General features: G+C 65.5%; 8 protein-coding genes and 1 riboswitch. Of the genes, 5 read left to right on the top strand and 3 right to left on the bottom strand.

Annotation, left to right across the window (positions count from 1 at the left end; all coding sequences use genetic code 11):
- The first annotated feature begins 184 nt into the window (after positions 1-184).
- A riboswitch (Fluoride riboswitch) is annotated at positions 185-246 on the top strand.
- Between the two features lie 75 nt (positions 247-321).
- From crcB to PQR02_RS13410, 5 genes are all read left to right on the top strand, one after another.
- The gene (gene crcB / locus PQR02_RS13430; RefSeq protein WP_408231025.1) at positions 322-702 is read left to right on the top strand and encodes a fluoride efflux transporter CrcB; all 381 of its coding nucleotides are present in this window, start codon (positions 322-324) and stop codon (positions 700-702) included.
- 437 nt (positions 703-1,139) lie between these two features.
- Positions 1,140-1,976, top strand: a complete 837-nt coding sequence (locus tag PQR02_RS13425; protein ID WP_408231022.1) for an IclR family transcriptional regulator — start codon at positions 1,140-1,142, stop codon at positions 1,974-1,976.
- Positions 1,977-2,338: 362 nt separating this feature from the next.
- The gene (locus PQR02_RS13420) at positions 2,339-3,751 is read left to right on the top strand and encodes an MdtA/MuxA family multidrug efflux RND transporter periplasmic adaptor subunit (RefSeq protein ID WP_408231019.1); all 1,413 of its coding nucleotides are present in this window, start codon (positions 2,339-2,341) and stop codon (positions 3,749-3,751) included.
- 18 nt (positions 3,752-3,769) lie between these two features.
- Complete coding sequence (locus PQR02_RS13415) at positions 3,770-6,895, top strand: MdtB/MuxB family multidrug efflux RND transporter permease subunit (RefSeq protein ID WP_408231016.1); 3,126 nt, start codon at positions 3,770-3,772, stop codon at positions 6,893-6,895.
- 3 nt (positions 6,896-6,898) lie between these two features.
- A complete protein-coding gene (locus tag PQR02_RS13410) occupies positions 6,899-10,222 on the top strand; it encodes an efflux RND transporter permease subunit (RefSeq protein ID WP_408231013.1) in 3,324 nt (1,107 codons plus the stop codon).
- A gap of 85 nt (positions 10,223-10,307) precedes the next feature.
- On the opposite strand, the gene PQR02_RS13405 is transcribed toward PQR02_RS13410, so the two are convergent.
- The 3 genes from PQR02_RS13405 to PQR02_RS13395 all read right to left on the bottom strand — a co-directional run bounded on the left by PQR02_RS13405 (position 10,308) and on the right by PQR02_RS13395 (position 12,950).
- Entirely contained in the window at positions 10,308-10,772 is a 465-nt protein-coding gene (locus PQR02_RS13405) for a hypothetical protein (RefSeq protein WP_408231010.1), read from the bottom strand.
- 105 nt (positions 10,773-10,877) lie between these two features.
- On the bottom strand, positions 10,878-11,441 hold the full coding sequence (locus PQR02_RS13400) for a peroxiredoxin (protein ID WP_408231007.1): 564 nt from the start codon (positions 11,439-11,441) through the stop codon (positions 10,878-10,880).
- 171 nt (positions 11,442-11,612) lie between these two features.
- Positions 11,613-12,950, bottom strand: coding sequence for an EAL and HDOD domain-containing protein (locus PQR02_RS13395; RefSeq protein WP_408231004.1), 1,338 nt, complete (start codon positions 12,948-12,950; stop codon positions 11,613-11,615).
- Positions 12,951-13,253 lie beyond the last annotated feature (303 nt).

The following is a 13,253-nucleotide window of genomic DNA, read 5'->3' as shown; positions in this document are numbered from 1 at the left end:
CACGCCAATCAGCGCATGTCCGCACCCGCCCTGAGTCCGCTGGATGCGAGCGGGCCGCGCGCAGCGGACCCTCAAAGTCCGATCAGGTGGTGCCCGTGCCACCTCGAGGGAACTTCACGAAGCCGAAGCGCGTGCTGCCGTCGCGGCGCGGACCTGTCCCCACATGCTTCGGCGGATGTTAGACTTTCGCGCTGGAGATGGCATTCTCCCTTAACTGCCCTCGGGGCCGATGATGCCTGCTACGCCCGGATGACTACGGACGCGGCATCGCGTCGCCCGTACAGCCCGGCTTGTCCACCCGGTTTTGCCAGGTTTGCTCCCATGTATTGGTCCTTTCTCGCTGTCGCCGTGGGCGGCGCGCTCGGCTCGCTGTTCCGCTGGTTTCTCGGTTTCCGTCTGAACGGGCTTTTCAACGGCTTGCCGCTCGGCACGCTCGCTGCCAACGTGATCGCCGGTTATGTGATCGGCGTCGCGGTCGCGGGATTCGCGCGCGCGCCGCAACTCGCGCCGGAATGGCGGCTGTTCGTGATTACCGGTCTCATGGGGGGCCTGTCGACCTTCTCCACCTTCTCGGCGGAAGTCGTGCAGCGCCTGCAGGACGGACGGCTCGGCTGGGCGGCGGGCGAGATCGCCATCCATGTCGGCGCCTCGCTGGTGATGACCATTCTGGGTATCGCGACCGTCTCGTTGCTTGCGCGTTGAAATGAAAGGGCGGCCTAAAAAAAAGGCGTCACGTTGCCGTGACGCCTTAAAAAGTTCTAGCCATTCCGAGGGCCGTGCTAGAACCTGAGAGACGGTATTCGAAAGTTGGGCCGCCGCTGTGATGCCCGGTGCGGGCTATGACGATGAACGGTGAGAATACGCTGGCCGGAGACTGCGCGAACCGCGGCGAGTTCAGAACTGGAATTGCGCGATCTGAATCGGCTTTCGAAATAGGATTCCATTTTTTATGGTTATGCTGACTAAGTCAAGCAAAATCTAATGAGGCGTTATTCAACACGGCAAAATCTCCCAATACAATGGACTGTTCTATGAGAAATTCCCTGAACAGCCGGTCTGCGGGGCCCCGGCGCCCTCCTGCGGCTCGGTGTGTAAAGCGGGTTGAGAACGAATAAATTGAAATAAAGTTTCACAAAAACATGAACCGATCTTCTCACTCCAGAACCGCCGCCGAACCGGTCAAAGACAAAGACGGCTCGGGCGATGAAGTCACGGCGCTTGCCCGCGGCCTGACCGTGCTGCGCTCGGTGGCGGCCGCCGACGCCCCGCTCAGCAATCGCGAACTCACCGAACTGACCGGCATTCCCAAGCCGACCGTCTCGCGCATCACCGCCACGCTGGTGGGCGCCGGCTTCCTGTTCCGGCTGCCTGACAGCGAGCGCTTCGTGCTGACCTCATCGGTGCTGGAGCTGAGCAACGGCTTTCTGCGCAACTTCGATATCCGCGCGCGCGCCCGGCCGTTCCTGATCGAACTCGCCGAACGCACGGCGCTGTCCGTGCACTTGGCCGTGCGCGACCGTCTCGACATGGTGGTGATCGACGCGATCCGACCACGCTCGGCGGTGCTGGTGTCGCGCCTCGAGATCGGCTCACGGATGAATCTAAGCCGCACTGCGGTGGGCCGCGCGTATCTCGCGGCGCTCACTCAGCCAGAGCGCGACAAGTTGCTGGCCGGCCTGCAGGAGGTGGAAGGCGATGACTGGGGCTACCTCGGCAGCCGCCTCGAAAGCGCATTGCAGGAAACCGTCGAGCGCGGCTTCGCGATCGCCACCGGCGAGTGGCACGACGGCCTGAACGCGATCGCGCTGGGCTTCGTCGGCCCGTCGGGCGAGCGCTATGCGGTCAATTGCGGCGGCTCGGCGGACCAGTGTCCGCGCGACTGGCTGATCTCGCGCGCCGCGCCGGCGCTGCTCGAGTGCATCGGCAAGATCGTCGCCGAGATCGGCGGCACGCCGGGGCGCCGGCTCGACACCTGAGGCCGCGGCGCCGCCGCGAGCCGGCTAGCGCCAGCTACGGGCGTGACTGTAACCTTCGTAATCAAAAGAAAAATACGCGGGTGGACTGTTACAGACCCCGCAACGTAGGATCATGCATTCCCCGTCGCGGGCCGCTCGCCCGGCGAGCCGTAGTCGGCATCGAAAACGGCTCGGCAAAACGGTGATGACGCCGCATTGCGTTACCATCTCTGCCCTGCGCCTTGGGTAGCATCGCGCTGAACAAGCACGGCGCACCCGCTGTCGAAACCGCCTGTCATGCCGCGCGCGCGCCGGTCCGCCGAACTTTCATAGCGGCGGCCGCGCGAGCGGCTCACATCCAAGCCAGCCACCTGACCGAACTGATGGACGAACAACAAAAGCATCCGGAATCCCAACGCCCTGCCGCTCCGGCTTCCCAACCGTCCTCCGGCGGGACCCCGACGGGCGCGCCAGAGCACGGCCCCGGGGTGGCGAAGCGGCACCGCGGCCGCAACATCGCATTGATCGTCGCGGCGCTGGTGATTCTCGGGGTCGTAGTGTGGCGCTGGCATCCGTGGGGCGGTCCCGACGGCGGCGCAAGCGCCGCGGGCGGAGCCAGCGGCGCTTCGGGCGCCCGCAGCGGCGGCCGGGGCGGGCGCGGCGGCGGCATGGCCAACATGCCGCAACCGGTCCATGTGGCAGCCGCCACGCAAGGTGAGATGCCGGTAGTGCTGACCGCGCTCGGCACGGTCACCCCGCTCGCCACGGTCACGGTGCTGCCGCAGTTGAGCGGCGTGTTGCAGGACGTGTATTTCAAGGAAGGCCAGATGGTCAAGAAGGGCGACGTGCTGGCCCAGATCGACCCGCGCCCCTATCAGATCTCGCTGGAGAACGCACAAGGCACGCTGGTGCGCGACGAGGCGTTGCTGCAAACCGCGCGCCTCGACCTGAAGCGCTACCAGACGCTGCTCGCGCAGGACTCGATCGCGAGCCAGCAGGTCGATACGCAGGCATCGCTCGTGCGCCAATACGAAGGCACCGTGAAGTCCGACAAGGCGAACATCGACAGCTTCAAACTCGACCTCGTCTACGCGCGCATCACCGCGCCGGTGTCGGGCCGCGTCGGGCTGCGCCAGGTGGACCCGGGCAACTACGTGACGTCGAGCCTCTCCACGGGCATCGTCGTGATCACGCAGTTGCAGCCGATCAGCGTGATCTTCACCACCTCGGAAGACAACCTGCAGCAGATCATCCAGCACACGCAGAACGGCGAGCAGTTGTCGGCCACCGCGTACGACCGCAGCAACACCCGGTCGCTCGAAGCCGGCACGCTGAAGACGATGGACAACCAGATCGACACGACCACCGGCACGGTCCGGCTGCGCGCGATCTTCCAGAACGACGACAACAAGCTGTTCCCGAATCAGTTCGTGAATACGCGCCTGCTGGTCGACACCATCAAGGACGCGGTGATCGTGCCGACCACGGCCGTGCTCAACGGCTCGATGGGCCAGTTCGTGTACGTCGTGAAGCCGGACAACACGGTCACGGTGCGCCCGGTCAAGACCGGCCCGGTGGACGGCGAACGCACCAGCATCAAATCGGGCCTGCAGGTCGGCGAGCGCGTCGTGACCGACGGTTCGGACCGCCTGCGCGAAGGCGCGAAGATCACGATTCCGGCCGACCGCCCGCGCGCCGCCTCCGGCGCGCATGGCGCGAGCGGCGCGGCCGCCGCGTCGGGCGCGTCGGGCGCCCATGCGCATCACGGCAGACACGCTTCGCAAGCTTCGCAATAAAGGCACGGCACTGATCGCATGAATCCATCCCGCGCTTTTATTCTGCGTCCCGTCGGCACCGCGCTGCTGATGGCGGCGATCATGCTGGTCGGCCTCGTCGCGCTGCGCTTTTTGCCGCTGTCCGCGCTGCCCCAGGTCGACTATCCGACCATCCAGGTGCAGACCTTCTATCCGGGCGCGAGCCCGGAAGTGATGACGTCGTCCGTGACCGCGCCGCTCGAGCGGCAGTTCGGGCAGATGCCGTCGTTGAATCAGATGTCGTCGCAAAGCTCGGCCGGCTCGTCGATCATCACGCTGCAATTCAGCCTCGATCTGCCGCTCGACATCGCCGAGCAGGAAGTCCAGGCCGCGATCAACGCGGCGGGCAATCTGCTGCCGTCCGACCTGCCCGCGCCGCCGATCTACGCGAAGGTCAACCCGGCCGACGCGCCGATCATCACGCTCGCGATCACCTCGAAGACGCTGCCTATGACCCAGGTGCAGGACCTGGCCGACACGCGTCTCGCGCAGAAAATCTCGCAGGTCGCGGGCGTGGGTCTGGTGAGCGTGTCGGGCGGCCAGCGCCCCGCAGTGCGGATTCAGGCGAACCCGCGCGCGCTCGCCGCGTATGGCCTGAATCTGGACGACCTGCGCACCACCATCTCGAACCTGAACGTCAATACGCCGAAGGGCAACTTCGACGGTCCGACGCGCAACTACACGATCAACTCGAACGATCAGCTGACCGACGCCGACCAGTACAAGAGCGCGGTGATCGCGTACAAGAACGGCCGTCCGGTGATGCTGACCGACGTCGCGAACATCGTGCAGGGGGCGGAGAACACCAAGCTCGGCGCGTGGGTCGACAACACGCCGGCGATCATCCTGAACGTGCAGCGCCAGCCGGGCGCCAACGTGATCCAGGTGGTGGACAGCATCAAGGCGCTGCTGCCGCAATTGCAGCAGGCGCTGCCCGCCGCGCTCGACGTGCAGATCGTCACCGACCGCACCACCACGATCCGCGCGTCGGTGCGCGACGTGCAGTTCGAACTGGCGATGTCCGTGGTGCTGGTGGTGCTGGTGATGTACCTGTTCCTCGCCAACGTCTACGCGACCATCATTCCGAGCCTGTCGGTGCCGCTGTCGCTGATCGGCACGCTCGCCGTGATGTACCTGTGCGGGTTCTCGCTCGACAACCTGTCGCTGATGGCGCTGACCATCGCGACCGGCTTCGTGGTCGACGACGCGATCGTGATGATCGAGAACATCGCGCGCTACGTCGAAGACGGCGAAGCGCCACTGGAAGCGGCGCTGAAGGGCTCGAAGCAGATCGGCTTCACGATCATTTCGCTGACGGTGTCGCTGATCGCCGTGCTGATCCCGCTGCTCTTCATGGGCGACGTGGTCGGCCGGCTGTTCCATGAGTTCGCGATCACGCTCGCGGTGACCATCGTGATTTCGGCGGTCGTGTCGCTCACGCTGGTGCCGATGATGTGCGCGAAACTGCTGCGCCACTCGCCGCCCCATGAGAGCCACCGCTTCGAGGCAAAGGCGCACCGCGCCATCGACTGGGTGATCGCCCGCTATGCGGTCGCGCTCACGTGGGTGCTGAACCGGCAGCGCTCCACGCTGGTGGTCGCCGTGCTCACGCTGGTGCTCACCGGACTGCTGTACGTCTTCATTCCGAAGGGCTTCTTCCCGGTCCAGGATACCGGCGTGATCCAGGCGATCACGCAGGCGCCGCAGTCGGTGTCGTATGCGTCGATGGCCGAGCGCCAGCAGGAACTCGCCGCGCAGATTCTGAAGAACCCGGATGTCGAAAGCCTCACCTCGTTCATCGGCGTGGACGGCAGCAACATCACGCTGAACAGCGGCCGCATGCTGATCAACCTGAAGCCGCGCGACGACCGCAGCAACACCGCGAGCGAGGTGATCCGCCAGTTGCAGAAGGATGTCGCGCACATCGCGGGCGCCACGCTCTTCATGCAGCCGGTCCAGGATCTGACCATCGACTCGACCGTGAGCCCGACCCAGTACCAGTTCATGCTGACCGATGCGAACATCACCGAGTTCGCGACGTGGGTGCCGAAGCTCGTCGACCGCCTGAAGCAGGCGCCCGAACTCGCGGACGTGGCGACCGATCTGCAGGACAACGGCCGCTCGGTGTTCATCGAGATCGACCGCGCCACCGCGTCGCGCTTCGGCATCACGCCGGCCACCATCGACAGCGCGCTGTACGACGCGTACGGCCAGCGCATCATCTCGACCATCTTCACGCAGTCGAACCAGTACCGCGTGATTCTGGAAGCCTTGCCGGAGATGCAGCACTACACCGACTCGCTGAACTCGATCTACCTGCCCTCTTCCACGTCGACGGGCGGCCAGGTGCCGCTGTCGGCCATCGCGAAGTTCATCGAACAGCCCGCGCCGCTGCTCGTCACGCACCTGAGCCAGTTCCCGGCCACCACGGTGTCGTTCAACCTCGCGCCGGGCTCGTCGCTCGGCGCGGCGGTCAGGGCGATCGGCCAGGCCGAGAAGGACATCGGCTTGCCGGCGTCGTTCCAGACGCGCTACCAGGGCGCGGCGCTCGCGTTCCAGGCGTCGCTGGCCAACGAGCTGTTCCTGATTCTCGCGGCCATCGTCACGATGTACATCGTGCTCGGCGTGCTGTACGAGAGTTTCATCCATCCGATCACGATTCTCTCCACGCTGCCCTCGGCCGGGGTCGGCGCGCTGCTCGCACTACTGATCACCGGGCATGATCTGGACATCATCGGCATCATCGGCATCGTGCTGCTGATCGGTATCGTGAAGAAGAACGCGATCATGATGATCGACTTCGCGCTGTACGCCGAGCGCGAGGAAGGCAAGCCGCCGCGCGAAGCGATCTACCAGGCGTGTCTGCTGCGTTTCCGGCCGATCCTGATGACCACCCTCGCCGCGCTGCTCGGCGCACTGCCGCTGATGCTCGGCACCGGCGCCGGTTCGGAGCTGCGCCGGCCGCTCGGTATCGCGATCGCGGGCGGGCTGATCGTCAGTCAGCTGCTGACGCTGTTCACCACGCCGGTGATCTACCTCGCGTTCGATTCGCTCGCCCGCCGCGCACGCGAACGCTTCAACCGCGGCAAACCGTCGGCGCCGCCCGCCACCGATGCGGGGACTTGAGCGATGAACCTGTCGCGTCCGTTTATCTCGCGCCCGGTCGCCACCACGCTGCTCGCGATCGGACTCGCGCTGGCCGGGATTTTCGCGTTCACCAAACTGCCGGTCGCGCCGCTGCCGCAGGTCGATTTCCCGACCATTTCGGTTCAGGCCACGTTGCCGGGCGCGAGCCCGGAGACCGTGGCCACCAGTGTCGCGAGTCCGCTCGAGCGGCATCTCGGCTCGATCGCCGACGTCACCGAAATGACCTCGCAGAGTTCGGTGGGCTCGACGCGGATCACGATGCAGTTCGGCCTGAACCGCGACATCGACGGCGCCGCGCGCGACGTGCAGGCCGCGATCAACGCCGCCCGCGCCGATCTGCCGACCAGCCTGCGCAGCAATCCGACGTACCACAAGGTCAACCCCGCCGACGCGCCAATTCTGATTCTCGCGCTCACGTCGAATACGCTGACCGCCGGCCAGTTGTACGACTCGGCGGCCACCGTGCTGCAGCAGTCGCTGTCGCAGGTGGACGGGATCGGCGAAGTGGACGTGAGCGGCTCGGCCAATCCGGCCGTGCGGGTGGAACTGCAGCCGCACGCGCTCTCGCACTACGGCATCGGTCTTGAAGACGTGCGCGCGGCGCTGGCCGCCGCCAACGCGAACAGCCCGAAAGGCTCGATCGAGTTCGGCGCGAACCGCGTGCAGATCTACACCAACGACCAGGCGAGCAAGGCGTCGCAATACAAGGATCTGGTGATCGCCTATCGCAACGGCGCGGCGGTCAAGCTGTCGGACATGGGCGAGGTGGTCGATTCGGTCGAGGATCTGCGCAACCTCGGCCTCGCCAACGGCAAGCGCTCGGTGCTGGTGATCCTGTACCGTCAACCGGGCGCCAACATCATCGAAACGGTCGACCGCGTGAAGGCGATGCTGCCGCAGCTGCATGCGTCGCTGCCGTCCGACGTCGACATCCTGCCCACCGTGGACCGCTCCACGACGATCCGCGCGTCGCTGAAGGACACCGAGCGCACGCTGATGATCGCGGTGGCGCTGGTCGTGATGGTGGTGTTCCTGTTCCTGCGCAACTGGCGCGCCACGCTGATCCCGAGCGTGGCGGTGCCCATCTCGATCATCGGCACGTTCGGCGCGATGTACATGCTGGACTTTTCGATCGACAACCTGTCGCTGATGGCGCTGACCATCGCCACCGGCTTCGTGGTCGACGACGCGATCGTGGTGCTGGAGAACATCTCCCGCCATATCGAGAACGGCGTGCCGCGCATGAAGGCGGCGTTTCTCGGCGCGCGCGAAGTCGGCTTCACGGTGATGTCGATCAGCATCTCGCTGGTCGCGGTGTTCCTGCCCATTTTGCTGATGGGCGGCATCGTCGGCCGGCTGTTCCGCGAGTTCGCGCTGACGCTGTCGCTGGCGATCGCCGTGTCGCTGGTCGTCTCGCTCACGCTCACGCCGATGATGTGCTCGCGCCTGTTGCGCGAGTCGCACGAAAAGAAGGAAGAAGGCCGCTTCGGCCGCTGGCTCGAACGCGGCTTCACGTCGATGCAGCGCGGCTACGAGCGCACGCTCGGCTGGGCGCTGCTGCATCCGCGCCTGATCGTCACGATCCTGCTGCTGACCATCGGCCTGAACATCTGGCTGTATGTGATCGTGCCGAAAGGCTTCTTCCCGCAACAGGACACCGGGCGGCTGGTCGGCGGCATTCAGGCCGATCAGAGCACGTCGTTCCAGGCGATGAAAGGCAAGTTCTCGCAGATGATGGACATCGTCCGCAGGAATCCGGCGGTGGATAGCGTGGTCGGCTTCACCGGCGGCCGCCAGACCAACTCGGGCTTCATGTTCGTGTCGCTGAAGCCGAAGAGCGAGCGCAAGCTGTCCGCCGACGAGGTGATCCAGCAGCTGCGCGCGCCGCTCGGCGACGTGGCCGGCGCGCGCACCTTCCTGCAGGCGGTGCAGGACATTCGCGTGGGCGGACGCCAGTCGAACGCGCAATACCAGTTCACGCTGCTCGCCGACTCCACGCCTGACCTGTACCTGTGGGGGCCCAAACTCACCGAGGCGCTGCAGGCTCGCAAGGAGCTCGCGGACGTCAATTCCGACCAGCAGCAAGGCGGCCTCGAATCGATGGTGACGATCGACCGCGCCACCGCGTCGCGCCTGGGCATCAAGCCGGCGCAGATCGACAACACCTTGTACGACGCGTTCGGCCAGCGCCAGGTGTCGACCATCTACAACCCGCTGAACCAGTATCACGTCGTGATGGAAGTCGCGCCGCAGTACTGGCAAAGCCCGGAAATGCTCAAAGAGATCTACGTCAGCACGTCGGGCGGTAGCGCGAGCGGCGCGCAGACCACCAATGCGCCGGCGGGCACGGTCACCTCGAAGCAAACCGCGGCGACCACCGCCACCACCAGCGCGGCCACCGGCGGCGCGGCGGGAACCACCGCGTCGAGCGCGGCGAGCATCGCCGCCGACTCCGCGCGCAACCAGGCGATCAACTCGATCGCGGCGAGCGGCAAGTCGAGCGCGTCGTCGGGCTCGGCGGTGTCGACGTCGAAGGAAACCATGGTGCCGTTGTCGGCGATCGCGAGCTTCGGGCCGGGGACCACGCCGCTATCGGTGAATCACCAGAGCCAGTTCGTGGCCTCGACGATTTCGTTCAATCTGCCGCCGGGCGTGTCCCTGTCGACCGCGACCCAGGTGATCTACGACACGATGGCGCAGATCGGCATGCCGGGCACGATCCACGGCAGCTTCCAGGGCACGGCGCAGGCGTTCCAGCAGTCGATGTCCGACCAGCCGATCCTGATTCTGGCCGCGCTAGCGGCGGTGTATATCGTGCTGGGGATGCTGTACGAGAGCTATATCCACCCGCTGACGATTTTGTCGACGCTGCCTTCGGCGGGCGTGGGGGCGTTGCTCGCGCTGCTGCTGTTCAAGACGGAGTTCAGCATCATCGCGCTGATCGGCGTGATCCTGCTGATCGGCATCGTGAAGAAGAACGCGATCATGATGGTGGACTTCGCGATCGAAGCGTCGCGGCGGGGCATGTCGTCGCGCGACGCGATTCTCCAGGCCTGTCTGCTGCGCTTCCGGCCGATCATGATGACCACCTTCGCGGCGCTGCTCGGCGCGTTTCCGCTCGCGTTCGGACGCGGTGAAGGCGCGGAATTGCGCGCGCCGCTGGGGATTGCGATCGTCGGCGGCCTGATCGTCAGTCAGATGCTCACGCTGTACACGACGCCGGTCGTGTATCTGTATATGGATCGGATCCGCGTGCGCTGGGAGTCGAGGAAGGCGCGTAGCAGCGGGGTTGCGCCGTCTGCGTGATAGCTTCGCGCGGTTGCGTGATTGCGCCGTGGGTTGTGCGTTTGATGCGCACCCCACCCACGGCGTCCTCAACGGCAAAGAGAACTCAAAGCTTCTGCTCCCTCGCCAGCAAAAAAATCCGCTGCCATTGCTTGGCCTGCCGCTCACCCGACATCGGCACGAGCCAATCGCCATGCCTCGCGTCTTTGACCTTCAAAGCGACCTGCGATACACCATTGCGGTGCTCGAGCTCAGCGTCCAGCAAATCGGCAAAAATATAAGCGCCCCGCTCCTCGCCGACGTGAATCTCGCACAGCCGCTTGCCGGCCGCGAGCCGCACCGAACCCCAACTGCCTTTGAGCTCATGCGTCCAGTCGCCGTCGCGGACGTTCGGTGCGACTTCCTGGCGGCGTCGCCACCAATACGCCGCGGCGGCAATCAGCAGCGCCGCCGCCAGCACGGCCACGCCGACCGCAACGGCCAGCCCGAACGCCGCCTGCAACCCATAGAACGCCCGCACCGCACCGTACACCAGCGCGATCAGCGCAATCAACGCAACGACAATCGGCATCGCTAGCTCACCCGGCAAAAAGGAATCTAGCCTGGCACGAGCGACGCCGCATTCTCAGCGCAGAGAACCCATGCGAAAAACGCGCCGCCGCAATCAGGCCCGGCATTACGGCTGCTTATGCGTTTCAGCCCAATCCTTGACTGCTTTCAACGTGTTCTCGACGTGCTTCTCCGGCGACAGGCTCGTGTATTCATAGATGATCTTGCCATCCGGCGCGATCACGTACGACACGCGGTTGGCCATCGAGCTATGCATCGGCAAGCCCGCGTCATAAGCGCCGATCACTTTCGAATCGGCGTCCGCCGCAACCGGGAATTTGCTGCGGCATTCGCTGACCGAAAACTTCGTCAAGGTGTCGATGTTGTCGTGCGAGACACCGATCACCGTCGCGCCGTATTTCTTGTATTCGTCGACGGCATCGGCAAACTCGTGCGCTTCGATCGTGCAGCCCTTGGTGAAGGCCGCGGGATAGAAGTACAGCACCACCGGCCCTTTCTTCAACTCGTCGGCGAGCGAATACGTGTAGGTCTTGCCGCCTAGCGACGCCTGCGCGGTGAACGGCGGCGCTTCTTCGCCCGGCTTGAGCGTCGCCGACGCGCTCAGCGAATAGATCGCGAAGCCAGCCGACATGACGGCTGCCAGCGCCATCGATAGAAATCGTCTCTGCATCTGCTCCTCCTCGCGCGGGTGCGCGCGCTTTGTCAAATAAGCTTTGTCGAATGACTGGGGCGTGGCGGCGTTCGGCGCAACCCCGTTCGTCGCTGCACTCTCTATTGAATCACGGACCCGCGAACTGCGTATGACGCGGCCCGAAAGACCCCTCGGCGCATGCCGCCCGGCTCACCCGCCCGTTTCCTCGACATGCGCGCCGAACCACGCCGCGGCGGACAGATTCAGCTCCGACAACACATCCGGCGTGAGCGCCGCAAAGCCGGCCGGCGCCTCGGGCGCGGCGGCGACCGACGCGGCGTCGCCGCCCTCGCCCGCCACTTCGGCCAGACGCAACAATGCGCCGAGTTCGCCCGTGCGCGCGACGATCGCTTCGCGAATGTGCGGGGCGAGGCCGAGTTTCTCCAGCACCCTCCGTGGCGTGCTGTCGAGCACCACGTGGACCAGAGAAAAAATACCGGTCATGAACGCGGCATCGGCAAACTTGTCATCGGACGGGCGCAGCCAGCTCGCGGTCAACTCCATGAACCGCGAGCGCGTGCCAGCCAGTTGCACGAGCGGATCGGCGCGCCACGGCAGATCGCCGCTGTCCGCGTACAGCAGCAGTTGCGCCCAGCGCGCGATCTGCCGCGTGCCGGTGGCGATGATCGCCTCGCGCAGCGACGCAATATTGCGACCCAGCCCGAACGCGCTCGAATTGACGAGCCGCAGTAGCTGCACCACCACGCTCGGGTTCAGCTTCAGCTCGGCTTCGAGTTCGCCGATGCCGGCATCGCGCGAGAGCAGCGCAAGCAGGCGCAGCAGGCCCGGCCGCAGCGAGCGGCTGCGCGGCGCGGTCAGCACCTGAGGCCGCGCGAAGAAGTAGCCCTGGAACAGATCGAAGCCCAGCTCGCGGGCGAGCGTGAAGTCCGCGCGCGTCTCGACCTTCTCGGCGAGCAAGGTCTTGCCGTGGCTACGCACGATAGCGGCCAGTTCGCCGAGCGCGGCGCGCCCGGTCTGCAGAAAGTCGATCTTGACGATATCCGTGTGCGGCAGCACGTGGATCAGCTCGTCCGACGGTTCACTGACATCGTCGAGCGCGACCTGGAAGCCAGCGCGGCGCAACTCGGTGAGGCGGCGCGTCAGTTGCGCGTCGAACGTGACGGTTTCGAGGATCTCGAGCACGAAACGCTCGGGCGGCATCAGATGGACGATGTCGTTGAACAGCAGCGCGCGGTCGATGTTGACGAAGCCGCGGTGATGCCCGAGCACCGCCTGCACACCGATCCCGCCGATCGTATGCGCGACGACCTGCGCGGTGGCCTGGGTGTCGCAGTCGATCTCGGCGTAGTTATGCGCACCGGCTCTGAACAGCAGCTCATAGGCATTGATCGCGCCGTCGCGATCGAGAATCGGCTGGCGGCCCAGATAGACGAACTGCGCGGCGGCCGTCGTCTCACCGGCCCCGGCGGACGGGTCAGGCACCTCGATGCGCCGGGCACGGGTCCTGGCAGAATGACGTTCGGACATGGATCATCGGTGCAAGTGTTCGTAAAAGCTACGCGGCAGCGACGTCACGGCCGGCGCTGCATATTAAGGGTTGCCCTATTAACGACATGAAGCGCCGCCACTTTAACCGAATTGCGCCCGCGCCGCCGCCCGCGCGTATGCAGGTCGTTCGCCCCCGCGTCCTGAGCGGTTGTTTTTTGCTGCACCCGCTAAAGATTTTCCGGCGCGGGTCGTTATCTCGTTCTGATGGGGCGGCGTGATACGGCTTAACCGCCCAACCGGCGGAGCCGGAGACCGCCCCGACAGCCAGACGAACACAGGTTG

Origin of the sequence: Paraburkholderia sediminicola (genome assembly GCF_046026895.1) — a bacterium.
GTDB lineage: Bacteria > Pseudomonadota > Gammaproteobacteria > Burkholderiales > Burkholderiaceae > Paraburkholderia > Paraburkholderia sediminicola_C.
Note: the sequence above shows the minus strand (reverse complement) of the source record. Positions and strands in the feature narration are given on the sequence as shown.

Excerpts from the sequence above, each read along its gene's own strand:
- crcB (WP_408231025.1), top strand. The coding sequence starts at position 322 with ATGTATTGGTCCTTTCTCGCTGTCGCCGTGGGCGGCGCGCTCGGCTCG.
- PQR02_RS13425 (WP_408231022.1), top strand. The coding sequence starts at position 1,140 with ATGAACCGATCTTCTCACTCCAGAACCGCCGCCGAACCGGTCAAAGAC.
- PQR02_RS13420 (WP_408231019.1), top strand. The coding sequence starts at position 2,339 with ATGGACGAACAACAAAAGCATCCGGAATCCCAACGCCCTGCCGCTCCG.
- PQR02_RS13415 (WP_408231016.1), top strand. The coding sequence starts at position 3,770 with ATGAATCCATCCCGCGCTTTTATTCTGCGTCCCGTCGGCACCGCGCTG.
- PQR02_RS13410 (WP_408231013.1), top strand. The coding sequence starts at position 6,899 with ATGAACCTGTCGCGTCCGTTTATCTCGCGCCCGGTCGCCACCACGCTG.
- PQR02_RS13405 (WP_408231010.1), bottom strand. The coding sequence starts at position 10,772 with ATGCCGATTGTCGTTGCGTTGATTGCGCTGATCGCGCTGGTGTACGGT.
- PQR02_RS13400 (WP_408231007.1), bottom strand. The coding sequence starts at position 11,441 with ATGCAGAGACGATTTCTATCGATGGCGCTGGCAGCCGTCATGTCGGCT.
- PQR02_RS13395 (WP_408231004.1), bottom strand. The coding sequence starts at position 12,950 with ATGTCCGAACGTCATTCTGCCAGGACCCGTGCCCGGCGCATCGAGGTG.